The organism is Priestia sp. ST2, assembly GCF_055810735.1.
In genome coordinates, this window is sequence record NZ_JBVVNT010000009.1 from 94,731 (window position 1) to 120,695 (window position 25,965).

28 protein-coding genes and 2 riboswitches are annotated in these 25,965 nt (G+C 37.0%); of the genes, 12 read left to right on the forward strand and 16 right to left on the reverse strand.

Translation table 11 applies throughout. From position 1 onward, the window contains the following. The first annotated feature begins 170 nt into the window (after positions 1 to 170). The gene (locus tag AC0KUU_RS26785; protein WP_322551709.1) at positions 171 to 701 is read left to right on the forward strand and encodes an IseA DL-endopeptidase inhibitor family protein; all 531 of its coding nucleotides are present in this window, start codon (positions 171 to 173) and stop codon (positions 699 to 701) included. Positions 702 to 949: 248 nt separating this feature from the next. Here AC0KUU_RS26785 and AC0KUU_RS26790 read toward each other — a convergent pair whose 3' ends face one another. Then, a complete protein-coding gene (locus AC0KUU_RS26790; RefSeq protein WP_014461729.1) occupies positions 950 to 1,219 on the reverse strand; it encodes a hypothetical protein in 270 nt (89 codons plus the stop codon). 127 nt (positions 1,220 to 1,346) lie between these two features. On the opposite strand from AC0KUU_RS26790, the gene AC0KUU_RS26795 reads away from it, so the two are divergent. Then, complete coding sequence (locus AC0KUU_RS26795) at positions 1,347 to 2,489, forward strand: AI-2E family transporter (protein WP_013081622.1); 1,143 nt, start codon at positions 1,347 to 1,349, stop codon at positions 2,487 to 2,489. A 35-nt stretch (positions 2,490 to 2,524) separates the two neighbouring features. On the opposite strand, the gene AC0KUU_RS26800 is transcribed toward AC0KUU_RS26795, so the two are convergent. Continuing rightward, complete coding sequence (locus AC0KUU_RS26800; protein ID WP_025753011.1) at positions 2,525 to 2,920, reverse strand: SET domain-containing protein; 396 nt, start codon at positions 2,918 to 2,920, stop codon at positions 2,525 to 2,527. Positions 2,921 to 3,255: 335 nt separating this feature from the next. Between AC0KUU_RS26800 and rarD the strand changes: the two genes are divergently transcribed. Next, entirely contained in the window at positions 3,256 to 4,176 is a 921-nt protein-coding gene (gene rarD, locus AC0KUU_RS26805; RefSeq protein WP_043981678.1) for an EamA family transporter RarD, read from the forward strand. A gap of 66 nt (positions 4,177 to 4,242) precedes the next feature. Beyond that, entirely contained in the window at positions 4,243 to 5,013 is a 771-nt protein-coding gene (locus AC0KUU_RS26810; RefSeq protein WP_043981677.1) for a TatD family hydrolase, read from the forward strand. A 32-nt stretch (positions 5,014 to 5,045) separates the two neighbouring features. Here AC0KUU_RS26810 and AC0KUU_RS26815 read toward each other — a convergent pair whose 3' ends face one another. Beyond that, positions 5,046 to 5,183 carry a lmo0937 family membrane protein gene (locus AC0KUU_RS26815; RefSeq protein ID WP_013055244.1) on the reverse strand — a complete coding sequence of 46 codons (138 nt, stop codon included), beginning with the start codon at positions 5,181 to 5,183 and terminating at the stop codon, positions 5,046 to 5,048. A gap of 194 nt (positions 5,184 to 5,377) precedes the next feature. On the opposite strand from AC0KUU_RS26815, the gene AC0KUU_RS26820 reads away from it, so the two are divergent. Together AC0KUU_RS26820 and AC0KUU_RS26825 are read left to right on the forward strand one after the other, a co-directional pair. Continuing rightward, positions 5,378 to 5,821 carry a YfmQ family protein gene (locus AC0KUU_RS26820; protein WP_043981676.1) on the forward strand — a complete coding sequence of 148 codons (444 nt, stop codon included), beginning with the start codon at positions 5,378 to 5,380 and terminating at the stop codon, positions 5,819 to 5,821. A 143-nt stretch (positions 5,822 to 5,964) separates the two neighbouring features. Further along, complete coding sequence (locus AC0KUU_RS26825) at positions 5,965 to 7,266, forward strand: CitMHS family transporter (protein ID WP_043981675.1); 1,302 nt, start codon at positions 5,965 to 5,967, stop codon at positions 7,264 to 7,266. Between the two features lie 311 nt (positions 7,267 to 7,577). On the opposite strand, the gene AC0KUU_RS26830 is transcribed toward AC0KUU_RS26825, so the two are convergent. The 5 genes from AC0KUU_RS26830 to AC0KUU_RS26850 all read right to left on the reverse strand — a co-directional run bounded on the left by AC0KUU_RS26830 (position 7,578) and on the right by AC0KUU_RS26850 (position 12,134). Next, positions 7,578 to 8,105, reverse strand: coding sequence for a GNAT family N-acetyltransferase (locus AC0KUU_RS26830; RefSeq protein ID WP_322551708.1), 528 nt, complete (start codon positions 8,103 to 8,105; stop codon positions 7,578 to 7,580). Positions 8,106 to 8,176: 71 nt separating this feature from the next. Further along, positions 8,177 to 9,718: a nickel ABC transporter substrate-binding protein gene (gene nikA / locus AC0KUU_RS26835; RefSeq protein WP_230184809.1), complete on the reverse strand. Its 1,542-nt coding sequence runs from the start codon at positions 9,716 to 9,718 to the stop codon at positions 8,177 to 8,179. Between the two features lie 144 nt (positions 9,719 to 9,862). Then, positions 9,863 to 10,052, reverse strand: a riboswitch (cobalamin riboswitch). A gap of 2 nt (positions 10,053 to 10,054) precedes the next feature. After that, on the reverse strand, positions 10,055 to 11,059 hold the full coding sequence (gene ftsZ, locus AC0KUU_RS26840) for a cell division protein FtsZ (RefSeq protein ID WP_013055240.1): 1,005 nt from the start codon (positions 11,057 to 11,059) through the stop codon (positions 10,055 to 10,057). A 359-nt stretch (positions 11,060 to 11,418) separates the two neighbouring features. Next, the gene (locus AC0KUU_RS26845; protein ID WP_013055239.1) at positions 11,419 to 11,808 is read right to left on the reverse strand and encodes a tautomerase family protein; all 390 of its coding nucleotides are present in this window, start codon (positions 11,806 to 11,808) and stop codon (positions 11,419 to 11,421) included. A 167-nt stretch (positions 11,809 to 11,975) separates the two neighbouring features. Beyond that, positions 11,976 to 12,134, reverse strand: a complete 159-nt coding sequence (locus AC0KUU_RS26850) for a hypothetical protein (RefSeq protein WP_013055238.1) — start codon at positions 12,132 to 12,134, stop codon at positions 11,976 to 11,978. Positions 12,135 to 12,394: 260 nt separating this feature from the next. Between AC0KUU_RS26850 and AC0KUU_RS26855 the strand changes: the two genes are divergently transcribed. After that, positions 12,395 to 13,348, forward strand: a complete 954-nt coding sequence (locus AC0KUU_RS26855) for a TRM11 family SAM-dependent methyltransferase (RefSeq protein ID WP_057240565.1) — start codon at positions 12,395 to 12,397, stop codon at positions 13,346 to 13,348. A gap of 36 nt (positions 13,349 to 13,384) precedes the next feature. Here the strand turns inward: AC0KUU_RS26855 and rluF are convergent, their stop codons facing one another. Further along, positions 13,385 to 14,092: a 23S rRNA pseudouridine(2604) synthase RluF gene (gene rluF / locus AC0KUU_RS26860; RefSeq protein WP_025601719.1), complete on the reverse strand. Its 708-nt coding sequence runs from the start codon at positions 14,090 to 14,092 to the stop codon at positions 13,385 to 13,387. Positions 14,093 to 14,431: 339 nt separating this feature from the next. Between rluF and AC0KUU_RS26865 the strand changes: the two genes are divergently transcribed. Then, positions 14,432 to 15,007 carry a TetR/AcrR family transcriptional regulator gene (locus AC0KUU_RS26865; RefSeq protein WP_043981672.1) on the forward strand — a complete coding sequence of 192 codons (576 nt, stop codon included), beginning with the start codon at positions 14,432 to 14,434 and terminating at the stop codon, positions 15,005 to 15,007. A 21-nt stretch (positions 15,008 to 15,028) separates the two neighbouring features. After that, positions 15,029 to 16,465, forward strand: coding sequence for a DHA2 family efflux MFS transporter permease subunit (locus AC0KUU_RS26870; protein WP_043981671.1), 1,437 nt, complete (start codon positions 15,029 to 15,031; stop codon positions 16,463 to 16,465). 56 nt (positions 16,466 to 16,521) lie between these two features. Here AC0KUU_RS26870 and AC0KUU_RS26875 read toward each other — a convergent pair whose 3' ends face one another. The 3 genes from AC0KUU_RS26875 to AC0KUU_RS26885 all read right to left on the reverse strand — a co-directional run bounded on the left by AC0KUU_RS26875 (position 16,522) and on the right by AC0KUU_RS26885 (position 18,306). After that, positions 16,522 to 16,869, reverse strand: coding sequence for a hypothetical protein (locus tag AC0KUU_RS26875; protein ID WP_162215209.1), 348 nt, complete (start codon positions 16,867 to 16,869; stop codon positions 16,522 to 16,524). A 64-nt stretch (positions 16,870 to 16,933) separates the two neighbouring features. Beyond that, positions 16,934 to 17,383 (reverse strand): hypothetical protein, encoded by a 450-nt coding sequence (locus AC0KUU_RS26880; protein WP_322551707.1) that lies wholly within the window; start codon positions 17,381 to 17,383, stop codon positions 16,934 to 16,936. Between the two features lie 434 nt (positions 17,384 to 17,817). Next, a complete protein-coding gene (locus AC0KUU_RS26885) occupies positions 17,818 to 18,306 on the reverse strand; it encodes a QueT transporter family protein (RefSeq protein ID WP_013081607.1) in 489 nt (162 codons plus the stop codon). A gap of 9 nt (positions 18,307 to 18,315) precedes the next feature. Next, a riboswitch (PreQ1 riboswitch) is annotated at positions 18,316 to 18,360 on the reverse strand. Positions 18,361 to 18,556: 196 nt separating this feature from the next. Here AC0KUU_RS26885 and AC0KUU_RS26890 point away from each other — a divergent pair. From AC0KUU_RS26890 to AC0KUU_RS26900, 3 genes are all read left to right on the forward strand, one after another. Further along, positions 18,557 to 18,967: an Lrp/AsnC family transcriptional regulator gene (locus tag AC0KUU_RS26890; protein ID WP_097824974.1), complete on the forward strand. Its 411-nt coding sequence runs from the start codon at positions 18,557 to 18,559 to the stop codon at positions 18,965 to 18,967. A 382-nt stretch (positions 18,968 to 19,349) separates the two neighbouring features. After that, positions 19,350 to 20,216: a YitT family protein gene (locus tag AC0KUU_RS26895; protein ID WP_013055229.1), complete on the forward strand. Its 867-nt coding sequence runs from the start codon at positions 19,350 to 19,352 to the stop codon at positions 20,214 to 20,216. Between the two features lie 348 nt (positions 20,217 to 20,564). Beyond that, positions 20,565 to 20,783, forward strand: coding sequence for a hypothetical protein (locus AC0KUU_RS26900; RefSeq protein ID WP_013055227.1), 219 nt, complete (start codon positions 20,565 to 20,567; stop codon positions 20,781 to 20,783). 255 nt (positions 20,784 to 21,038) lie between these two features. On the opposite strand, the gene AC0KUU_RS26905 is transcribed toward AC0KUU_RS26900, so the two are convergent. The 4 genes from AC0KUU_RS26905 to iolD all read right to left on the reverse strand — a co-directional run bounded on the left by AC0KUU_RS26905 (position 21,039) and on the right by iolD (position 25,962). Beyond that, the gene (locus AC0KUU_RS26905; protein WP_322551706.1) at positions 21,039 to 21,827 is read right to left on the reverse strand and encodes a 5-deoxy-glucuronate isomerase; all 789 of its coding nucleotides are present in this window, start codon (positions 21,825 to 21,827) and stop codon (positions 21,039 to 21,041) included. 133 nt (positions 21,828 to 21,960) lie between these two features. After that, positions 21,961 to 22,986 (reverse strand): LacI family DNA-binding transcriptional regulator, encoded by a 1,026-nt coding sequence (locus AC0KUU_RS26910; protein WP_322551705.1) that lies wholly within the window; start codon positions 22,984 to 22,986, stop codon positions 21,961 to 21,963. Positions 22,987 to 23,046: 60 nt separating this feature from the next. Further along, the gene (gene iolE, locus AC0KUU_RS26915) at positions 23,047 to 23,943 is read right to left on the reverse strand and encodes a myo-inosose-2 dehydratase (RefSeq protein WP_097824972.1); all 897 of its coding nucleotides are present in this window, start codon (positions 23,941 to 23,943) and stop codon (positions 23,047 to 23,049) included. An 84-nt stretch (positions 23,944 to 24,027) separates the two neighbouring features. Continuing rightward, positions 24,028 to 25,962, reverse strand: a complete 1,935-nt coding sequence (gene iolD / locus AC0KUU_RS26920) for a 3D-(3,5/4)-trihydroxycyclohexane-1,2-dione acylhydrolase (decyclizing) (RefSeq protein WP_097824971.1) — start codon at positions 25,960 to 25,962, stop codon at positions 24,028 to 24,030. Positions 25,963 to 25,965: the final 3 nt, after the last annotated feature.

Below are 25,965 nucleotides of genomic sequence, written 5' to 3' on the forward strand. Positions count from 1 at the left end.
TCCCTTACTATAACTAGTTTAGAAACTAGTAAAAAACTAAAAAAATTTAAGAAAAAAAGACAAAACACTTTCTTTTATTACAAATTTATTGTAATATAAATGTAACAAAAGAAATATAAAAAACATAATTGTTACATAAATAAGGTTAATTAATTAGGAGTGAGTTAGAAATGAAAAAAATTGGACTAGTTTTATCATCAATCGCTATTTTCTTTACACTAAGCACTGGAGTTACAGCACAAACAACATCTACAACACTAACGGATGCAAATGCTGTCAAAATTGCAGCTAGTGCCAGCAATCATTTCTGGAGTGCTCTGCACGGTTATAAAAACAAACCATGTACAGAACGTACATTTGTATATAAAGGAACTGAGTACGTGTATCTTTGCCCTGAATTTGATACAAAAGCTGAGCTATCAAGCTACTTATCTGAGACATTTACAAACAGTGCAGTAGAAAAAGGATTAACAAATTACGGCTATATGACATATAACGGCAAACTTGCACATCCAATCGGCGACGGATTCAGCATGTTAGAGTGGTCAAAAGCAAAAACAAAGCTTGTGTATCAAACAGCAACGGTTCGCTCTTATGAATTCACAGTTCCAACTGTAGATGGCGGCAGCGTAAAACGAACTGTCACATTCTATAAATCTAATTCTCAGTGGAAAGTAAATAAATTTGACGCTGTTCAATAATAAAAAAAGCAGGCCTGCTTGAGCAGACCTGCTTTTTTCTTTTTGATCGATAACATAAATAAAACTTCTACTTACAGCGCTCTAATAGCTGTAAATAGAAGTTGAGATCACAAGTTTAAGTAAATCAAATTTTGTCGAATCCTGTAGAAACAGTGATAAGTTACGTTTTATATTACAGGCTAAATTGCTTATTGTCAACATAATTCAGCAAAAAGATAGGGCAATATATTCAGAGCATAATAAAGACATTAACTTGGATTTTGTTCATGTTCCTCTGGGTTATCATGTACAGGATGAGCGCCTGGAAATAATCTTTGCGCTTTTTCATGAAGATTTTTGTTTTCATAATTAAATGCGCTATACGTTCGCTGCCCTTCTTCCCATGAAGTAGATTTCCCCAGTTTTTGATTAACAGGAGAGCCGAAAGGACCGTCTGGAAATTCTTCAGCGGTTATATACTCATGGCTTTTTTCTACTGTAGAGAAATCATCATACGATGGTTGCTTGTCTTCTTTCAATGATTTTACCCCTTCTTTCTAGAAGATTTTCTACTAGTATGCACACTTCTTTGTAAAAAACCCTCTTAAATTAGTCTAAATCAGGGTATGATAACTATACATTTATTTTTAAAAGGAGTTGAACAGCTTGGAACCTAGACCTCAGAAAGGAACTTTTTTCCGAGAGAAAATCTTAAATAATAAATTTGTTGTATATACAATTATTATTTTTATTCTCAGCATGACTATTTTTTCGTTATCAAAAATCGGATTTATTTTAATTCCTATCTCTATTTTTATTAAAACAATCGCACTGCCGATTATCTTAGCAGGAATTTGCTTTTATTTATTTAATCCGCTTGTTGACTTTTTAGAACGAAAAGGTGTAAAACGAATTATTTCCATTCTTGTTTTATACATAGTGATTATCGGCGCGTTAGCCATTATTATTTCATCGGTTATTCCACCTCTAAAAAATCAAGTTGACCGTCTTATTGATAATATCCCAGAGCTGACGCATGACGTTCAGCATGCGGTGACGAACCTTTCGAATAACCGATATGTCGAACAAGGTCTTCAGTCGGCTAACACGGACCTAGATAAGATTTCAAAAGATGCATCAAAACACTTGAGTAAATATGTTTCTGGATTTTCAAGCGGTATTGTGAACTTTGTCGGCACCATTACAGAAATTATATTATCGGTTGCCGTTTTACCCTTTATTCTTTTTTACTTGTTAAAAGATGGGAAAAATTTACCTAATTACATTGTAAAACTGCTTCCAAACCGCTCTCGTTCTGAAGCTAAATTCATTTTAGCCGACATGAACCACGCATTAAGCGCATATATTCGCGGGCAAATTTTTGTTGCGATTTGTATAGGTGTACTGCTTTTCATTGGCTATCTGATTATTGGGTTAGATTATGCATTACTTCTAGCGATTATCGCCATGGTAACCAACGTTGTGCCTTACCTTGGTCCTATTATCGCCATTATTCCAGCCATTATTATTGCGTTTATTACCTCTCCTTTCATGCTTGTAAAACTAGCCATTGTCTGGGCAGTTGTTCAATTGCTTGAAGGTAAAGTAATATCTCCGCAAATTATGGGAAGAAGCCTAGACATTCACCCGATTACCGTCATTTTTGTCATTCTAACCGCCGGAAACTTATTCGGAATCATCGGTATCATTTTAGCCGTCCCTGGATATGCCGTTTTAAAAGTTATTATTACGCATATTTACCAATTCATCCGTTTGAATTCTACTATGTATCCAGATAAAAAAGCATAATAAAAAGCCCATCGATTTTCGATGGGCTTAACTTTTTACTTTTGTTCTTCTTCATCTTCACGATCAAACCAAAGGAGCTCTTGATCATCTTCATCTCCATTATAGTTGATGAGAATTTCTTCTCCTGCTTGGATATCCGTATATGCATAAAAATCAAAGGTATGATTGTCAAAATTAATTTCATACGTAGCATTGGGTGTATACGAGTGATTAAACAGCATACCGTATCCCAAAAGAATAGCCGTATGATTCACTCCATATTCAAAAGCATAATCCGCTAGTGTTGTTTTCTCAATAAAATCATGCTCTTTATTAGGATAAGCGATAACAGGAGCTTCGTGAATAAGCGTTCCTTTTTTAATATCTTGCTTAGCAAATACACCTCTGTTAAATTCTCCGTCGCTTATCGCAGACGCTTTTATTTCGATCATATTCGTCACCTATATATTCTTTCCTCTAAGATTTTTTTCTTCCTTAAGCTTGACAGTTTCTAATGGGGAAATCAACTGTTTTTCATAACCACTTGAATATAAGCTGAAAGAGCGCTTATCATGCACACTTGTGTAAGCACTTACCTTGTTAGAAACTCGCAATTTGATTTTATTTTAGACATGGAAAAGCAATGACCTTGCGCATAGCGCTTTTTTGAGCCATTCAACATGTGAAGAATCGTTTTTCTCTGTGATATAATCGTTTATGCTGCTTTTTTATGTTAATCTATCACTCTTATTACCAAATTTATCTCATGTTAGAAAGAAGGTTTTAAATGAACTTAAATCATGACAAAGAGGGTGTAACGTATGCAGTCCTTTCTTATCTTATGTGGGGGCTCACGCCAATTTATTGGAAGTTGGTCCACCACGTAGCACCGGGGGAGATTTTAGCTCAGCGCGTTTTTTGGTCTTTTATTTTTATGCTTATTCTTTTATTGATAACAAAGAAATGGCGTACATACATTACGTTTGTAAAAGAAATAATGAAAAAACCATCCTTATTCTGGGCCCTTTTTACTGCGTCTGTACTTATTAGTGCAAATTGGGGCATTTTTATGTGGGCTGTCATTGATGGAAAAATAGTAGAAGCGAGCCTTGGACAATATATTAATCCCCTAACAAGTGTTTTATTAGGTGTTATTGTCTTAAAAGAGAGATTAAGCGGGGCTCAAATTTTTTCATTTATACTAGCAGCGATCGGGGTATTAACACTCAGTCTTCATTATGGTGTGGTTCCTTGGATTTCGCTTAGTTTAGCTCTTACTTTCGGATTATATGGTTTGGCAAAGAAAAAGATTAAAGCTGATTCAACAATCGGATTAACTCTTGAAACGATGGTCATCTCCCCTATTGCATTAGCATACATAGGCTACCTCACGTTTCAATCACACTTGCAGTTTTTTGATTCTTTTTCAACAAGTCTCTTGTTAATCGGAAGTGGAATGGTCACAGCTCTACCACTCTTATTATTCACAAAAAGTGCTAAAAAAGTATCATTATCAATGCTTGGTATTCTTCAATATATTTCACCAACCTTATCTCTGCTAGCAGGAGTAATTCTGTACCATGAATCGCTAACAAAAGCTCATGTTATTGCTTTTAGTTTGATTTGGTTAGCTCTTATTGTTTATACGTTTTCATCTATTGCTAAATGGGGGAACAAAAAATACATAAAAAATAAAATGGAAGCCTAACAGAAGCATACATTTTCTTACGTATTATTTCTAAACAAATTGGGCTGAAAGGAGCGAGCGATATTTATGAAACAAATCATTGACGCTCATATTCATCTCGATCAATATGAACCGAAAAGCTGGAAAGACATAATAGAGAAGGATCCTTCGTTACAAGCGCTTATTTCTGTATCTTCCACATTACAGTCTTGCCAACTTAATCAAAAAATCAGCCAATTGTATTCCTGTGTGAAACCTGCCTACGGATTTCATCCTGAACAAATGCTGCCTTCTTCAAATGAATTAGCGGAGCTGTTTGCCTGGATTGATCAAAACAATGAAGAAATGATAGCTGTTGGGGAGGTAGGTCTACCTTATTACTTAAGTCAGACCTATACTCTTTCTCTAGAGCCCTATTTGGAGCTGCTTGAAGCTTTTATTATTCATTCAAAAAAATGGGGAAAACCATTAATTCTTCACGCTGTATATGAAGACGCTGAAATTGTGTGTGACTTACTGGAAAAACATTCCGTGTCTAAAGCTCACTTCCACTGGTTCAAAGGAGCTAAAAAAACCGTTGAACGAATGAAAAACAACGGTTACTATATTTCAGTTACACCTGATATTGTATATAAGCCTAAAATCCAAGCGCTTGCCATGGAATACCCTCTTGACTACTTGATGGTCGAAACAGATGGTCCGTGGCCATTTGAAGGACCTTTTCAAAACCAGATAACGGTTCCATCAATGATACATCAGTCCGTTGAGGAAATAGCACGTCTCAAAGGAGTTTCTGAAACGGAAGCATATGATTTTTTATATCAAAATACGTCTTGTTTTTATAATATCTCCATATAAAAGGCCTTTCCCTAAGGAAAGGCCTTTTATATCTAAATTCGTTTCACAAGTTTTACGATTAGCACAATCACTGCAATGACAAGAAGAATGTGAATGATGCCGCCGCCAATATGAAAAACTAATCCTAATAACCAAAAAATAAATAAAAGTCCAATAATCGTCCACAACATAATTTTTTCTCCTTTTTTTATATGTAGTATTTGTTATAATTTTATATTTCCCTAAATGTGCATAAATAAACGTATTTCATATACATCTTTTCACTGAGGAAGGTTCACATAATGTACAAAAAGCAATCATGTTCTCTGTGGTAAAATAAGTATGTAATCTTATTTCATTTAAACTATAGCGGAGATGATTAACTATGACGTGGATTGTATTACTTTCCATCATTCTTGTAAGTGCACTCAAAATATTAATAACGTGTCTTCCAACTCCAGTGGTCAAATGGCTTATGACTAAATTTCAATTACACCCAACACTTGATGACCAAAGCGTTACTGTCACAGTTGATGGGAAACATTTAGAAGGCAAAGACAAAATGCAAGTGATTGATTATTTTAATAAAGCAACATTTTTAAAACAATATTATGTCCATGACGGAAATAAGGACTATTATAAACACCTAGAAGACAGTGAAACTCCACTGGTTATCGATACGAAAAAAGGAAAAAAAGATGTTCGATTATGCGTATACAGTTATGATGATCATGTGGATGTCGTAAAACAGTATAAAAAGAAAATTATTGCTTACAGCCTGCTGTCTGATCACCTTCAAAAGCAGTCCATAACAGCTGACCTAGCTTAAACCAGTCGCCTATAAGGCGGCTTTTTTGGTTTTTAGTTTTAGTTTGAAGCTATCTTATTTAAAAATACCAAACTTTAACAGTAATTCTAATGCTATAATGTAAATTAATATAATTTTCTAACTCTTATAAGAGGTGATGGATAATGCTTTCTTTGTTAGGGTTTGGAATGATTGCGACTTTTCTATTTCTTGTCATCAGTAAACGCTTGTCCGTGGTTGTTGCTTTTATTTTTGTCGCTATCCTCTTTGGTATAATTGGAGGTTTTAGTGCCCATATGGGCGATATGATGATGAATGGTATTTTAAAAGTAGCTCCTACGGCCATTATGATCGTTTTTGCTATTTTATATTTTGGACTAATGATTGACGTCGGTTTATTTGATCCTATGATTTCTCGTGTCCTAAACATTGTGAAAGGCGATCCTTTAAAAGTCGTAATGGCAACTGCCGTTATTACAATGCTTGTTGGCTTGGACGGAGACGGCTCTTCTACATTTTTAATTACAGTTTCCGCCTTGCTTCCTTTGTACACAAAACTGGGAATGAACCGACTAATACTGGCTTGTGTTATTAGTTTAAGCGCAGGTGTTATGAATATGATTCCTTGGGGAGGTCCTCTCGTAAGAGCCGCAGCAAGTTTGCAATTAGAAGTATCAGATCTATTTAACCCTCTTATTCCAGCTATGGCAGCGGGATTGATGTGGACTTTATTTTCAGCATATCTACTCGGAAAGAGAGAGAAAGCGCGCTTAGGAACCATTCATTTAAAAGGTTCATCAATGGCTTTTGCTGAACAGCTTTCAGTTCATGAGACCCCTGGGAAGCCACCTAGACTCTTTTGGTTTAATGCCTTATTGACACTGTGCTTAATGACTCTCTTGGTCGTAGACATACTCCCTATTCCTATTTTATTTGCTATTGCTTTTGCCATTGCTTTATTTGTTAATTTTCCTCATCCAAAAGAACAGCAGGAAAGAATCTTAAGTCATGCAAACAGCTTTGTAATGGTTAGTACGTTGGTTTTTGCAGCCGGAATCTTTACAGGCGTTTTTACAGAAACAAAAATGATGGATGCCATGGCTAATACCATTGTCAGCCTCACTCCTGAATGGCTGGGCTCTCACCTTCCCTTAGTTGTAGCAATAACGAGCCTTCCTCTTAGCTTTGTATTTTCACCTGATGCTTATTATTTTGGCATTTTACCTGTTATTAGCCATACAGCAGCTAATTTTGGTGTAGACCCTGTAGAAATAGGACGAGCAGCTTTATTGGGACATTCCACAACTGGGTTTCCCCTATCTCCTTTAGTACCCGCTACTTTCATTCTGATTGGGTTGGTTGAAGTAGATTTCGGGGAGCATCAAAAGTTTCTTTTCAAGTGGGCCTTTGGAACAACTATTGTGATGACAATTACAGCCATTTTAACGAATGCTATTTCCTTTTAGACTCTACCATAAAAAAGGAAGCCGACTACCATAAGGCAATCGGCTCACACATGTAGGATATTGATTTAACACTAACAAAGTACAACACAACATTAGTAATTATATAATATATTTCATTATTTTGAAAGCGATTTCATAGATATTTTTAAAAATATTTTGTTATTTGTTTTTCGTAGAAAAAAACCACGTTTCAGCCAATTCGAAACGCGGTTCTTTTCTGTAAGGACTTGCCCTACAGGCTATAAATGTAAGTACGCTCATTATAGCATGAGCTCTTATCTAGATTCTATGGTAATTACTGTATAATATCGTTACATTACGACCGGTTGTATTTTTCTGTCCATGTGCAGCGTATTCCATGGCTCATCCTGTTCAGCAAGCCTTTCGATAAAATCTTGTGAAGTCCAGAATGGAATAGCCCCCGGTAAAAAAGGATGAGTATGCAGATACAACGTGTCATAAAAATGACTTTGAGCAAATTGTTCCACTGCCTTTAACAGCTGCTGTCCAATGCCTAGACGCCGGTATGGTGGATCGACATAGCATTTTACAATCTCGGCTGCAGTTTTATATTCATATCGCTTTTTTAATGCATGAAACCTTCCATCGTAAGCGTATAAACCAATTGTTCCAATTACTTGTTGATTTTCCGTGACAGCTGCAAAAAAAGCAGCGCCTTTCGCTTGAACATAATATTCATTAAAATGAAGCAAATCCACAGGAAGCTGATTTTTTTCCATCATAGGAAATAGCTCATTCCGCATATTCATGACAAACTGAATCACTTCAGCATCCTTTTCTTTTACTTCTTTAATTTGATACATTGGTACTTCTTGCACGTTTACTGTCACATCCTTTGATCTATCATTGTATACTTTCTCTTTTTCCTATAGGAACAACACAATATTGACTATGGCGTTACGTCTAAATGCTGAGTCAGCATATAATACTCGCTTGGATTTGTGGTCCAGTTTTTCACCTTTTGATTATAAGCAACAACAATGTTTGGATGTACAATCGATGACGTCAGCATTTCTGCATTAATCAAAGCGGTTGCTTGCTTAGCTAACTGATCTCGCTTTGCGTCATCTACGGTTAAATTTAACTGCTGAATCATTTTTGTTAGCTTATCATCATCAATCCGGCTGGCATTTAAACCACCGCCCGGCAAATAGTTCGTACTTAAATAATAGCTTGCATCTCCTCTAGGTGCAGTGATAAGACTGTACAGTGCTAAATCCCAATCGTCTTTTGCCATTACATATTCATCGCTGTCCTCAACGAGATGAATCTTAATAGTAATTCCTAACTCTTTCGCATTAGACTGTATAAGCTGAGCAATCAAAGGAAGTTCTGGCAGAGAGCTGTATGTGACAAGAGAGAGCGATAATGGCTTTCCATTTTTGATTGTTTTGCCATTTTTAATTTGATAGCCTGCTTTCTCTAAATATTCTTTAGCAGATGGCATACCTCTTTGCTCATTAGCATTATTATCAGCAAAAGGAAATTGGGGTAAAAATGGACCTCGAGCTGCTGCCGCTTGATTGTTCATGATGCTGCTGACAATTTCTTTTCGGTTCAGTAAGGTATCGATAGCTTTTCTTACATTTTCGTCTTTTAATGCGTCATTGGTTTGATTATAAAGTAATAAATGTGTACGCACACTGGGTACTCCACTTACCTTAAAAGACGGATCTGTTTGTAAAGTGCCCAAACTTTCTAAAGGCGGGCGATAAATAATATCGGCTGTTCCGGACTGAAGAGCCGCAACTCGCGCATTAGCATCTTCGTTAAATGCAAAGATCGCATTTTTCAATTTTACTTTCCCATTCCAATAATGTTCATATCTTTCTAACTTCACTTGATTTCCTTGATCGAAAGTCAAAACTTGAAATGGACCTGTGCCAATAGGCTTCTTAGCTATATTAGAAACATCAACATCTATAATAGCTGTGTTTGGATGCACTAACTCAGAAGGAAATTTAGGCATTGGTTCTTTTAATGTAATTGTCAGCGCATGACCGTTCGCTTTCATTTCTTTAATATTTAAAGCGTTTTTCATCGCATAACTTTGATCTATCGTTCTTTGAAGAGAAGACTTAACGGCATTTGCATCTAGCGCTTTACCATTTTGAAACGTAATATTCTTTCTTATCGTAAATGTCCACGTAAGACCGTTATCTTCCGTTTTCCACTTTTCAGCAAGCCAGGGCTTTATTTTTAAATCATTGCTGATTTTAACAAGCGTCTCCCCTACTCCCGCACGAACTGCTGTATAATTATCATCCGTATGAGGATCAAGCGTTGCAGATGTAAAATTAAATAAAAACGTCACACTTTTATCCGTTTTCTTTCTTTCTTTTATACTTATGCTCTCTTCATTAGGAGCGCAAGCAGTGAGGCAAAGTAACACAAGAAATATCATAGATACGAGTTTTTTATTATTTATCATTGATCTTTCCACCTTCTATTTTAATACACAAAAAAAGCACTTCTAAAAAGAAGTGCTTGTCTTCAAAACAAATTCAGATAAACGTATCCCTTGTTTATCTTATTTTTGATTCTGCCAAAACACCTCCCTATCCTCGTAGGTTATTGTGTGCTGCGATTTATGGCAGGTCTCCTGGCTTCAAGTCATTGCCTTATACCGCCTTCCCGTCTCTAAATAGACAGTGGCTTTTTGACATAAGGCTCCTTGTTACAGTGGCGGGACCGCTCCGGATTTGCACCGGATTCCCTTTTAAGGCAATTGAAAAACAATTGCCACCATAAAAACTGGTTATTTAATTTAGTAGCGTGCTCTTGAAACTCTAGAAGTAGAAGCTGATGGTGAAACATCTTCATCATCAAATCCAGTGGCAATAACGGTTACCATCATTTCGTCCTTTAAATCTTCATTAATCACGGACCCAAAAATCATATTTAAGTCCTGATCAGAAGCAGACGTGACAATATCTGCTGCTTCCTGTACTTCGTAAAGACTCAGGCTGCTGCCGCTCGTAATGTTCAACAGCACGCCTCTTGCTCCATCAATCGATGCATCTAGCAGCGGACTAGAAATCGCTTTTTTCGCTGCTTCAATTGCCCGGTCTGATCCAGAAGCTCGTCCGATACCCATAAGCGCAAATCCTTGATTAGACATGATTGTTTTTACATCAGCAAAGTCAAGGTTAATCAGCCCCGGAACAGCGATTAAATCTGAAATACCTTGAATACCTTGGCGAAGAACATTATCTGCTTCACGGAATGCTTCAAGCATAGGCGTCTTTTTATCGACAATTTCAAGCAAGCGGTCGTTTGGAATCACAATAAGGGTATCTACCGATTCATTCATCGCAGTAATACCGCCTACTGCTTGCTTCGTACGTTTATTTCCTTCAAACTTGAACGGGCGAGTGACTACTCCAATTGTTAAAGCATTTAATTCACGGGCAATTTGGGCAATAACCGGAGCTGCTCCAGTACCGGTTCCTCCGCCCATGCCAGCTGTTACGAATACCATATCTGCGCCTTGCAGTACTTCTTGAATTTGTTCTCTGCTTTCTTCGGCTGCTTCTCTTCCCACTTCTGGATTAGCTCCTGCACCTAATCCTCGCGTTAAGGCCGCACCAATCTGCATTTTCACATCTGCTTTAGATAAGTTAAGCGCCTGAGCATCCGTATTAACGGCGATAAATTCTACTCCTTGTACACCGTGTTCAATCATACGGTTAACGGTGTTATTTCCTCCACCGCCGACCCCAATTACTTTAATTCGCACTAATGGCGATACATCTGCATCAAATCCAAACATTCTAAGTTCCTCCTCAATGATCAAAATTACTTTCTCTTATTATCCGAAAAAACACGTGAAGAACCTTTTACTCCTATGTTTAACGCGTAACTGTTCTTTTGTTTTACAGATTTTATACACTTCTCTTTTAACCTTTAAATCTTTACATCTTTATGTAAATTTATTGTTGTTCTAAAATTAGTACGCCGAACTCTTTTATGGTTTTTCCACTCAAAATGGCATATAAGCTTATTGTATCATTCATTTGACAGATGTCTGTATTTAATTTTGAGTAAGATGTGACTAAGAGAATAATATTTTTATAGACAAAATGAGAAAAAGCCCTTAGAAATAAGGGCTTCTCTAGATAATAAACCGTTTTATAATTTCCCAGTTAAGAATTGAGCCTCTCCCATGCCAAAGCTCCAGTCAGCATTACCGTTTTCAACAATCGAAATCATAATGTCGTTTGGCTGAATACCGCAACTCTCTCCAAGCTCTTTTACAATTAATCTGTAAAGTGCTTGCTTTTGCTCTTCTGTTCGCTGTTTACTCGTTACACTTATAATAACCAAATCCTTGCTTCTCTCAAAGCCAAGACCTGTATCTTCAATAATCATTTCATGAGCAGGATGCTGATGTACAATTTGATAACGGTCGCGCTCCGGGACGCCAAAGGCTTCTAGCATCGCTCGGTGAGCAGCGTCTAGTAATGTTTTTAACTCTTTTTCATCTCTTCCTTCTATTACATCAAATCTAAGTAATGGCATACTAAGTAACCTCCAGCTTTTTGTCTAATATATTATTGCCTCATCATATCACAACTATCATTTGTAAAAAAAAGATATGCTATTCACAATGTGCTCTCTAGTGAAAGAGACCTCAAATGCTTCAATAAAAGCTCAACTTAACAAAAAGAAATGAGCAGTATAACGGCTCATTTCATTAGTACAAAAACATTTATAATAAGAGCTAAAATACATACAGATACAATGGCAATGAGTACGTTCATCACAAGGTTTTGCGAGGATGTTTTGGCTTGTTTTTTCATATCAGCCCGACTCATCTGTTGCTTTTCATGATCACTTTTAGACATCACGTAGCCTCTCCTATTCATCAAAATGTCAGCAGTGTGTAAATGATTTTTGAGAAACCTTGATCCAGTTCTTTTGTATAGACAGCAGCACATGCAGGTTATCACCAGTTATTTTAGCATGTTTTGTCAAATAAGTGGACTATGTAGCGCTTCAATTTATTATTCACAGCCAAATATATTTAAATTCGTTGCTTTTCTCTTCTTTTCTCGCTATTGTTTGAGAAGAAGGATAATTAGATACGATAAAGGATGATACGATATTGAATAACCATACGCAGCTGCCTCAGTATATCTACACATACGCATGCAGCGAAGAGGAACTCTCACTATGTCAATTAGAGAGACGCTCTCTTTTTGAAATTGAAACTGAGAAACCTATCATAAAAAGTGCCGTTAAACTTGATCCAAGCAGAAGCCCTTTTATCAAAGAGCGATTAGATATTATGTATGAATCAGATGACCTTGCAGATATTTGTAAGCAAGTAGAAGATATTGACCTCGGAGACAAAACATTTAAACTCATTTTTATGAAAATTAATGACTTGGAAAAAGATCAAAAAATAAGTTATAAAGGTCAGCGTGCTATTGAACGTGATGTGGGTTGGCATTTTGTAGCAGAAGCAGACTTGCATAACCCTGACCATTTGTTTGGCATTGTTCCATTTGAAGGACGCTGGTATTTTGGGAAATATCAAAAAAGCGAAGCAGTATGGCTGCATCATTTGAAAAAACCGCGTGAATACTCTACAGCACTCAGTACCCGCCTTGCAAGAGCTGTAGCTAACATTGCCGTTCCAAACCCCGAAGGAATCAAAGCGATTGATCCATGCTGCGGTATCGGTACAGTCCTTGTAGAAGCCCTTTCAATGGGCATTGATATTGTAGGACGCGATATCAATCCACTTGTGACTGACGGATCTCGTGAAAATATTGCGCATTTCGGCTTAAGCGGTGATGTCAAAACTGGACCGATTTCAGATGTTACAACTCACTATGATGTAGCTATCATCGACATGCCTTACAATCTCTACACCCATGCGACGCCTGAAGATCAGCTTTCTATTTTAAAACACGCGCGCCGCTTTGCGGATAAAGTAGTCGTGATTACAGTAGATACGATTGACCATATGATTCATGAAGCGGGCTTTTCTATTTCAGATCGCTGCGTAGCGCGCAAAAGCGTATTTTCTAGACAAGTAGTTGTATGCGAATAAAAAAGACACCAGTCTAACAGGCTGGTGTCTTTTGATTTACCACTCTTTAGGTTCATAGTCTAATTCTTTGAATAGCTGCGTACGCTCTTTTTTCGTTAAATCTCTCCATTGCCCAACAGGTAAGTTATTTAAATGGATATTCATAATACGAGTGCGCTGAAGGCGGTACACTTCATATCCGAGCACTTCACACATACGGCGAATTTGACGATTTAAACCCTGTGTTAAAATAATTTGAAACTCATACTTAGACAGCTGTGTCACTTCACAAGGAAGCGTTTTTGTGCCTAAAATTTTTACTCCCTCAGACATGTTTTTGATAAACTCTGGTGTAATTGGCTTATCTACTGCAACAATATATTCTTTTTCATGCTTGTTTTCTGCACGTAAAATTTCATTAATAATATCGCCGTCATTTGTAAGTAAAATTAAGCCGTCTGAATCCTTATCAAGTCGTCCAACGTGGTGAATACGCAAAGGGTGATTGACTAAATCAATGATGTTTCCCTTTACTTTTTTTTCACTCGTACTTGTAATGCCGACTGGTTTATTAAGCGCAATATATACATTATTTCGAGCAATCCGAAGCTGTTGTCCGCTTACTCGAATATCATCGCCAGGCTTAACTTGATCTCCGACTTTTGCAACCTTTCCATTAACGGTTACTCTTCCTTCACTAATTAACTTATCTGCCCCGCGTCTTGACGCCTTTCCAGATTCGCTAATAAATTTATTCAGTCTCAGGTGAATCACAACCTTACATTTAAAAATTTTAAAATTTGTCTCTTCTATTAGAAACAGACATATGCCAATTTCTATACCGTCCCTATCGTAACATGCTATACGCTTCTCGTCTTCTTTTAATTTCATTACTTAATCATATTTTTTTAACAGTAATAGAAGTATAGGTCCAAAATACTTTGTAACCTTATTCTTAACATTTCAATCAATGCTTACACCTGTGAAACTTGCATCAATCTTTACTTATATACAAGACCTAGACGTCTGGATTGACTGATCAGTATAGAGTTGCTACCATTATACTGACCGATCAACTAGTAATTATATCAGGGAGCTGTTTTCATGGAACCAACCAATTCAAAAGAAAAAATTTTAAGCGCAGCTGCTAAACTTTTTCGCAAAAAAGGCTATCACGCCACCAGTCTAAGTCAAATTACAAAAGAAAGCAGCGCTCCGAGAGGATCTATTTATTATTATTTTCCGGATGGAAAACAACAGTTAGCAAAAGAAGCTATTCAAAAAACGGGGGAAAGAGTCAAAGCTTATATCGAAAAATCCCTCGCTTCTCATGAAGATGCCGCGTCAGCTATTCAATATCATATAAAACTGATGGCTGATCGAATGTTTGAACAAGTGGAAAATGAAGCGGATATCTCTCTCGCTGCTATGTCGAGTGAAGTATGGTCATCAAACGAAACGCTTCGCATGACCTGTGAAGCCGTGTATAACGAGTGGGAGCAAGTTTATGCAGATAAGTTAGTTTGTTCAGGTTATGAACAAGAGGAAGCAAGACAGCTAGGTTCAGCTATACAGTCTTGGATTGAAGGGGCTTATACTCTTTCATTAACTAAAAATAGTACAGTCCCTATGCAAATTGCAGCTGACCAAATTGGCAAGCTGTTTGCAAACAAAAATTAATTTAGTAAAAAGAGGTCACTTATGACACAAACAGAAGAAAAAATGAGTACACAAAGTAAGCTTATCCTTTTCATTTTGATTCTAGGGAATTTTTTATGCTTAATTAGTGAAACGGTAATGAACGTGGCCTTGCCAAGTATCATTTCAGATTTTCACATTAGAACGAGCTCAGCTCAGTGGTTAACTACCGGATATATGCTTGTAATCGGCATCTCTGTTCCGGTGTCTGCTTTCTTAATTCAACGATTCACATTAAGACAGCTGTTTGTGACGGCTATGAGCTTTTACTTAATTGGGTCCTTCATTGGATTTACTACTCCCTGGTTTTCTCTGCTTTTTGTGGGCCGTATGATTCAAGCGTTAGGGACAGGCATTATTTTACCTCTTGTGATGAGCACAATGTTAACACTCGTGCCTGTTAGCAAACGCGGCACCGTAATGGGAATTTTTAGCGTAGCTATTTTATTTGCACCGGCAATAGGACCTGTTCTTTCAGGATTAATTATTCAATATTATTCGTGGCAAATTATATTTCTAGGTCTTTTAATTGCAGCAGCGCTTATTTTCCTATTTGCTCTTTTCAAGCTCAGTAACGTTTCTGAAACATCTAGACCAACAATTCATATCCCATCTGTGATTCTTTCTACAATTGGGTTTGGAGGAGTTGTTTATGGATTTAGCGCAGCTGGTGAAGAGACGGGATGGAGTAATCCTATCGTATGGCTTACGCTCATAATTGGCGTCATAGCTCTTGCTTTATTTGTCAGACAGCAAAGCAAGCTGAATTCTCCTATGATTAATATGAAGCCTTTTAGATCGTCTGTGTTTTCAAAATCGATTTTCTTAATGTTTCTTATTATGATGATTCAGTTTTCAATGATGTTAATTTTGCCGCTATACTTCCAAACGGCTGCGGGACTGTCTCCTTTGCAAACAGGGTTTCTTATGCTTCCAGGCGGCGTAACGCTGGCTCTAACAGCTATGGTGGGAGGACGTTTGTTTGACAAAATCGGATTTAAACCGCTGCTTTTAACGGGCTTAGTCCTTTTAACAATTATCTTAAGTTTGTTCACTACTATTTCAAGCGGAACAAGCACGACGACTGCAGCCATCTTATACGCAGCCTTTACAATTGGCGTAGGTTTAAGCATCGGTCCCGTGATGACGCTTGCTTTAAATCAAGTGCCAAAACCGCTTCATGCCCACGGTTCAGCTATTTCAAATACGATTAACCAAGTTTCAGGTGCGATTGGACCCGCTTTGTATACAAGTATTATGACCATGGCTTCTCAGCACTTTATTCAACAATCAAACGAAACGAATAAAACGCTGTTACAAATAAAAAGTATGACAAGCGGGGTCCATACCGTCTATTATGTAGCCATCGCTTTCGCCGTCGTTTCGTTCCTGCTCGCTCTTACGTTAAAGAAAAAAGACCAGCAGCTCGAAACGCAATAAATAAGAAACTGATAAGAGCTGCTCATAATTTGAGCAGCTCTTGTTACATGCAGAATTTATATTACAAATGTAAAAGCAATCATAGATACTATTAAAACAAGGATAACAACACTTTTCTTTCTTTCCGTTTTCCATGCTTCAACAGCGCCCACGATACCGCCAATAGCTAAAATAAAAGTACCTATAACGTGGAGAGGGAGCAGAGATAATACTCTACCTAAACTCGCCATCACTCCTCCAATCAATATAAATCCTGTTGTTGCAATAGATTTTAAAGATATTAAGTCTCGTATCGCTTCTTTTTTTTCAGTTTTACTCAGTTTACAGTACTCTACTATACTAAAAACAGCGGGTGTTCCCCATAAAATAAAGAAGCTAATCAATCTATCCGTGTCTACACTCACTGTTCATTCACCGCCTTTATCAATCCCTTACGCTCAGTTCCACCATTTAACAAATAGTTATATATTATTCTTGCTTCAAGGATCCTCCAAAAGAAAATTGATGGTAATCATCAAGCTTATTCCAATACCCTATGCACTTTACGTCAGGCTCATCAGTAGCTAACGCTTCTTTATTAGTTCCTTTATAAGGAAGAAATGCCGTTAACTTCACCTTTTGTTTTGGCTTGATATTTAATTTATTTCCTTCTGCTAACACCTTAAATTTATTATCAGAATAACCGTTTTTCATTTTTAAGGGATAGGATAAAAATACATTATTTTGTTTGATGGTCAAATCGCTCTTGTTTACTAATTCCATTTCATATGAAATTCGTTGCTTCATTTTTTGTTCTTTGATTACGTTAATACTTATCTTTTCTAGTTCTCTTAAAGGAACGTTGTCTTCTTCTATTGAACACCCGACAAATAAGATGGCTAAAGCTAATAAAACAAGAATTCCTAACTTTCTATTCAAAAAACAATCCCCTCTCTAGTAACAAAGATTATTTTACAATTATAACTCAAAAAAGTTATTTAATGGAAAAATACAATTAAAAAAGCAAACCGTCATTGGTCTGCTTTTTTAATTGCTACGCATAGGTAATGTGTTGTTGTGCGAAAAACTTTTCGATAAGGAGTTTGCCAACTATATGTATATCGTAACAAAAGAAAAAAGAATGCGCTGTGAGATTTGTCACTCCTTCTTTCAAAATAATCTAACCGGATACTTCCTATTGCCTTACGCAAAAAGAGCAGACCGCAAACGCGACCTGCTCTTTTCACATGCTAGATATGGGTAATTTGTCCATGCGTGAAAAGCTCTTCAATAATAAGGGGTTTATCACTACACTTATAGAATAACAAAGAAAAAAAGACGGGGCTGTGAGATTTATCACAGCCCCATCTTTTTTATCCAACTAGCTTATTAAATTGTACACGTTTATTAATTGCAGCCATAATTGGTGCTCCAACAAGCATAACAATGAACTCACCAACAGCCGTTGTTAACCATGTAAAGAAAAATGGTAAATCAAATGCTAAGTGCAGTTCAAACGCAATAATAAACATCGTGAACGTAAATACAAGTGTATTAACAAGCATACGAGCCCACATATTTTTAATGTAGCGCATAGAAAAAATGGTAATGAGTAATGATAGCACGGATTGTCCTACCCCAAACACCAGATCATAAGCGACCATTGGTGAAAAAAACAAATTCGTCAGAAATACTCCTAGCACAATGCCGTACACGTACTTTTTATTAAACACAATTAAGTGATTGAACATTTCCGATATACGAAATTGGATATTGGTGAAGCCAAACGGCTGGATTAACATGCTGACAGCAATATACATAGCAGCTAAAAGACCGTTGACGCAAAGTGTTCTTATATTCATCTTACTATTCTCTCCTTAGTTTTTTAACGTGGGATGGTTACGAACCACGTAAACACTCAAAGAATCATACAGCAAACTTAAGCTTTCGTCAATCTAGCTGTTTACAAACTACTGCTGCTTTCTATATCTTGCATATTGACTGCTCTTTTTTCTTACTTTCCTTTAGTATAAAATAGAAGACGTATCAGTATACATAGGTGACATCAAGTAGTTAAGCCTTTTGATTTGAAATACGAAAGGATTTGTAGCGATGTTAGATAATACAGATAAGCGCATACTAGAAGAACTATCAAAAAATGGACGTATGAAGATGAAAGAATTAGGAGAAAAAGTGCATTTAACCGGACAAGCCGCTTCTGCTAGAGTATTAAAGTTAGAAGATGAAGGCATTATCAAAGGCTATACAATTAACATTGATGAACGAAAACTCGGCTATATCATCCATGCATTTTTAAATATCTATACGCAGAGCATTCATCACCACCCCTACCTTACATTTTTAGAAAGTCAGCAGGAGCACGTTATCAACAACTTTAAAATCAGCGGCGATGGCTGCTACTTATTAGAATGCAAATTTCATTCAAATGAAGAACTAAATGATTTTTTGACAGAGCTAAATCAGCATGTGAATTACAAACTTTCAATCGTCATTAACAAATAAATTTTTTTGAAAAATTAAGGTATATTAATTTATGAAAATGGTAATCCTAATAACGTATTCCCCCTATTCCAATAAATTTGAAAATCCTTTGCATCGTCGCAAAGGATTCTTTTTTTATGTAGGAAACCGCCTTCTATTTTTTGAAAAGTTGAACATCTCTCATAGCGTTGACATAGCGGTCAGAGGTTTATATAATCGGTGACATCGAAGCATAGAAAAGCCGGATCAAGACCTATACACGTATCGTAATTCTTCGTCTTAGAAGTTGATCAGTTTTATAACTAGACAATTTCTAAGACGTTTTTTATTTTATCATTTGTGAAACACTAGTAAAAACAAGATTACACATGAAAATATCCTAATAATCAAGGAGGTTTGCATATTGAAAACAATCTATAAAGACATCATCTTAATTATTGTTGGAGCACTTTTAGTTGCTGCATCCATTGATTTTTTCGTCATTCCAAATAAATTAGGTGACGGAAGTACAGTTGGTATTGCTCTTGTTTTATATTATTTATTTCATATCCCTACAAGTATCAGCACATTTCTTGTAAACCTTATATTTATTGCCTTAGCCTATAAATTTCTAACCAAAAAAACGATTCTTTATACGATTCTAGGAGCCGTCATGACGTCCGTTTTCCTCGGTCTAGTCAGCTATATTCCTTTTCACGTTCACGACATGATTTTAGGAATTGTATTCGGGGCTTTACTAATGGGAACAGGACTTGCTCTCATTTTTATCGCAGATGGATCTACCGGTGGAACAACGCTTTTAGCTTATTTATTAAACTATACAAAAGGCTATAATATTTCTAAAAGCATGTTCTATATGGACAGCGTCATTATTTTAGCATCGGTTTTTGCTATTGGCGTCAACAACACACTCTATACTTTTATATTCGTCTATCTTTGTGCCAAAATCGTAGATGTCGTTATCGAAGGTTTCCACAACAAAAAAGCAATGACGATTATGTCCGATCAATACAAAGACATAGCACAAGTTATTACCAGTGAATTTGGAAATGCAGCCACCATCTTTTACGGATACGGATACTACGCCAACAAAGATAAACGCATTATCTACGTTGTTATTAAAAAGAACGAGTTATTAAAAATTAAAAAGAAAATCCAGCAAATTGACCCGAATTCTTTTATTGTCATCCACGAAGTAAAAGAAGTTGTCGGCGGAAAATTTGGATTTATCGGCAATTCGCCTCATGAAACAAAAGCCGCTGCTAAATAAAAAATCCACCTCTTGGTGGATTTTTTTATGAAAAAACCGTTAAAAAAAACGAAAAGATACCTGCTAAAAAGTAAACCGACCCTAAGGCAATTGCTCCTGTAACGACCGTAAATACACTTAATCCGATAGCCACCTTCATTTTCATCCACATCCCTTTTTAGATTAGTAGTATAAGTATGTCCAAGGATAGGAGATTTATAACTATGCCCTCCTATTTATTTCATATATCGATGTAACAATTGTCTATTCAATGTGTTCTAAAACCACCCCTAACCACATAATGTATAGGAAGGATTTCATATACACATCTTTGTATCACACATATCATATGAAATTAGGTGAGATAAAATGGTGGCTGTCCACTTTTTTGAAAACAGAAAGCTTCTATTAAGCCAGCTGAGGGAAAACATTCCTTCTACAGGTGATGATTTAAAGATTAAAGGACGAAAAGGAACCGTCGTGCTTGTGAATGACATCGATGAAAAAAATGTTCACGTAGAAGTTGCTTTAGAAAAAGTAGTGAAAAAGAACTTAGCATTAGATAACGCTAAAAAGAAAAGGAGATAAGCGTAAGCCGCTTATCTCCTTTTCTTTTTAATTTATATACGAATCGTCTGTATCTGTTGCTTCCGTTTCCAAAAAAAAGAGACTCCTAAAAAGGAATCTGCAGCAAAGAGCGATATCATCGCCTGAATATTAATACAAGCTATATTTTAACATATAAAAACATATTTTACAAAAATAAACTATTATTTTACGCATAATTATTTTTTATTCGAGGTTTTTCAACATTTGAAACCCATTTCTTATATAGAGCTTTATTTATTTTTCAGGCCAAATTTTTGCATCCGCCTCTAATAACCACTTATGCTCTTCTTCCATAATACGGTCTGTCCACGGATTATTGTCGAGATGGCGAATCATCCAGCAGAAGTACATCGCATAGCCAGGAGCCGTTGCTTGAGGATGATCCAATTCACCAGGAATTGTAATAAAACTATTATCAACTACACGGTACGCATCTTCTCCAACCATTGCGCAGCCAAATCCTTGTGGCTTGTCAAAACGATAGTAATACACTTCGGGCTGGCCATGATGATGAGGCGGATAACTCGACCATCTTCCTGGATAAGAAATAACTTCTCCAATAACAAGGTTAGAGTAAGGAGCGTTATTGTAGTCAAAAATTGTTCGGATTACACGCTGAGCAGTACCTTCCCATACTCCTTCACCAGCCACTGTGTTTTGACAATCTTCGGGCGTATATAATTTTGATGAAAACTCTTTTTCATTATCCGTTTTTTGAACTAGTACTTCACTATCGGCAAGTCCGGTAATTTTGACCTCCACATTTTTTGAAACGTGCAAACACCAAGGCTCTTCTTCAAATAGGGACTGGCGCTGAATTTCTTTCGAATGGCCTTCCCACTCTAGCTTTATCTTTCCTTCTAGTAAAAGAATAGCGGTTTCACTGCTGCTGTCTAGTAAAGTTTCCTCTTTTCCTTGGGCCATTTTATAAATCCCAATATCCATCAGCATATCTTTGTGCTGACCGGTCATTTCTGTAAGTACGTTGTATCCGTTATTTAATTCACCTAATTTACCTAGCATGCTTGAATTCCTCCTTTATGTAGTAGCGCGATAAGAATTTACTAATTACTCATTTTTCTTCATAGACTCTCTAAATTATTTTAAATATGTGACTATGAGGATTTTTTATTAACGGCAATATTCTTGATTGTGTTCAATTATTTGTAGATGCTGTGGCTTCCCTTCGTAACGGAGCCGTTGATTTCCGAACAATCAATTTTGGCTCAAGAAGCAAATGTTCTTTATGCATCGCTGGATATTTCATTTCTCTAACCAGCAAATCCACTACGTTTACAGCCATTTCTTTTGTCGGCTGTGCTACTGTCGTCAACATGGGCGTAATGGTAGTAGAAAGAACCGTATTATCAAAGCCAATCACTGATAAGTCTTGCGGTACATCAATTTTGAATTCTTTTGCAGCTTGGATAACTCCGATAGCCAGTAAATCGTTACAAGCAAAAATAGCCGTCACTTTCTCCTTCATTGAAAAAATTTGCTTAGCACTTTCATATCCTTTTTGAATACTTGCTTCGGTCGTAATAACGTGCTGAGGCGGCACGATGATTCCATTTTCTTGCATAACGTCTCGAAAAGCATCTAAACGGGCGTGATTGCTTTTTGCATTTTCTGTAATAATCGCAATTTTTTTATGATGCAAAGACAGCAAATAATCAGTCGCTAAATAGCTCCCTTTGTAGTCATCCACTGTCACTGTATTAACGGATATGTGAGGAATTTCTGAAGCAATAACGCTAATCGGTATATCTTGCTTAAACATATTTTTTAAAAGATTAGCATTGCGAAAAGCAGAAGCTACAATTAAACCGTCGATTCTCTGACGTATTAACAGCGATAGATACTTTTTCTCTTTTTCCGCATCGTTATCGGTATTGCACATTACAACATGGAAACCTCGCTCATGACTTCGGTCTTCTATGCTTCTTGCCAAATCGGCAAAAAAAGGGTTGGAGATGTCAGGTACGAGAAGCCCAATCGTTTTAGTGGGTTTTCCTGTTAAAGCAGATGCTACGACGCTTGGATGATAATTCAACTGCGCCATAACCTCAATTACTTTTTGTCTTGTTCTTTCACTAATATGACCGGTTTGATTGATGACTTTTGATACCGTAGAAATTGATACACCTGCTTCTTCAGCCACACTATAAATGGTTGGCTTCATTTCCTCTCCTCCTTTCCTTTCATAAACACATAAAAGGCGTAAAATCTTTTACAATGGAAATTAAAGACCGCTTTTTTCTTTAATAAAGTTTCTTGCTTTTAACGCATATTCAAAAGGATTAGCAAGGGCTGGATCCTGTTCTGCTTCTACGACAAACCATCCGTTGTAATCCGAAGTGGCAAGCGTAGTAAATACTTCATCAAATTCAATAGCTCCGTCACCTGGAACAGTAAAGGCTCCTTCTTTTACCGCTTGCAAGAAACTTAGGTCTTGTTCTTTGACTCGATCAACTACTTCTTGACGAATATCCTTTAAATGAACATGCTTAATACGGTGCAGATATTTTTTTAAGATATAAAGAGGTTCTGCTCCTGAAAAGACAAGATGACCGGTATCAAATAGCAGCGAAACAAGCTCCGGATTGGTAAGCTCCATTAGCTGCTCAATTTCTTCTGTTGTTTGTACACCTGTTCCCATATGATGATGATAGACAATATGCATATCTTTTTCTCGTGCCAGTTTCCCAAGATGGTGCAGGCCTTCTGCAAGTCTGCTCCACTCTGTTGGCGTGAACACAGGCTTTTCTTTAAATAAAGGAACATCCATCAACCCTTGAATGCTGTGCCCTTGTTCAGACACAACAATTACTTTTGCTCCCATTTCGTATAAAAAATCGCGATGTTCAATGAATGGCGTTACCGTTTCTTCCAGCGGCTTTGTTGTTAAAAATGTACTAAACCATGCACTTGCAATTTCCAAATTCCGAAGCGATAATGCCTTTTTTAAGATTGAAACATTTCGCGGATATTTGTTTCCGACCTCACTTCCTTTAAAACCGGTTAAAGCCATCTCACTGATACACTGTTCGAATGTATTTTCAGCTCCCAGTTCAGGCATATCATCATTTGTCCAAGCAATTGGAGCAATCCCCAGTTTGACTGTATTTTCCTTGAACATCTCTTCCTCTCCCTTATATGAAATTAAAACCTCTTTTGTATTTATCGAATGTTTCTCTTCAACAACCTCATTTTCTCCTGCTCCTTAATAAACTCTTGCCATTTCAAGGTTTTTCACCTTATCTTCATAAGCTTCCTGTACATGCTGATTTTTAGATACCTCTGCTACTCCTACATGCCACCATGATTCATAACCGTTCGTCATAGTTTTTGGCAGTACTTTAATATCAATTAGCGTAGAAACCTCTTGTTTTTGTGCATCTTCTATCGCCGTTTTTAATTCTTCAAGAGAACTTACGCGATACGTTTTTACACCGTAGCCTGCGGCGCTGGCTGCAAAATCAATTTTCATCACGTTTCCGTTTAGTTTTCCTGTTTCATCGTTTCGATAACGAAACTCTGTGCCAAAGCTCCCCATACCGTTTGACATTTGAAGGTTATTAATGCACCCGAAACCTGAGTTATCAAACAGTAAAATGTTTATCTTTTTTCTTTCTTGAAGGCTTGTAATAAGCTCTGAATGAAGCATTTGATAGCTTCCATCTCCAACCATCGCATACACTTCCTTAGCTGGTTCTGCCAGCTTAACTCCAAGTGCGCCTGATACTTCATATCCCATACATGAATATCCATATTCCATATGATAGGTATTAGGTTTAGTAGACTTCCACATTCTCTGTAAGTCGCCTGGAAGACTTCCTGCTGCACCAACAATGACGGAGTTGTCATCAAGGAGCTTATTCACCTCTCCAATTACTTCGGTTTGCGTTAATTGAGTACCAAGTGATTCTACATATTCAGCTAAGCTTTCATCTAAATGACCTTGTATTTCCGGAACAAAATCTGCACCAGTAAAACGTATGCTATGCAGACGCTCTAATTCTGTTTCCCATGCGTCTTTAGCATTTGCAATTTCTGTTGTATAACCAGACTGATAGCCAATTGATTTTAGCTCTTTCATAAGAGCAAGCAATCCTTCTTTTGCATCAGCTACAAGTTTCACAGCATCAAGTTTATTTGCATGAAATTCAGACGTGTTAATGGTAAGAAATTGCACGTTGGGATTTTGAAAAAGCTGTTTAGATGCTGTTGTAAAATCAGTAAATCGAGTGCCTACTCCAATTACTAAATCTGCTTCTTTAGCGATTGTATTAGCAGCTGAGTTCCCTGTTACACCTATTCCGCCCAGATTATAGCGATAGTCACTTTCAACGGCACTTTTCCCTGCTTGAGTTTCTCCAAATGGAATATGGAACTCACTAGCAAATTGTTTTAACTCTTTTACAGCTTCTGAATACCGAACGCCTCCTCCACAAATGATGATTGGCTTTTTCTTTGTTTTCATTAATTGAATTGCATCTGCTAGACTGTCCCTAGTCGGAAGGCGGCGCTCAATGCGGTGAACGCGCTTTTGGAAGAAATAAGCTGGAAAATCCCATGCTTCCCCCTGCACATCTTGAGGCAAACAAATAGTTACAGCTCCCGTATCTGCTGGATTCGTTAATACACGCATCGCATTAATCATAGCTGTCATCAATTGTTCAGGGCGGCTTACGCGATCCCAGTACTTACTCACTGGTCGAAAAGCATCGTTTGTAGAAATAGATAAATCATATGACTGTTCAATTTGCTGCAAAACGGGATCCGGCTGTCTAGTTGCAAATACATCACCAGGAAGCAGCAAAATTGGAATATTATTAGCTGAAGCAGTGGCTGCCGTTGTAACCATATTTGCTGAACCTGGCCCCACTGAAGATGTGCAAGCCATAATTTGCTTTCGATGTTTTTGTTTTGCAAAAGCCATCGCTGCATTGGCCATTCCTTGTTCATTACGTCCTTGATATACATCTAGATTTCCTGGATCTTCTTCCAAAGCTTGCCCAAGACCTACCACATTTCCGTGCCCGAAAATTGTAAAAATCCCTTTAATAAACTGATGCTGCTTTCCATCAAATTCAACATACTGCTGATTTAAAAACTTCACTAATGCTTGTGCCGTCGTCATTCTAACTGTTTCCATGCT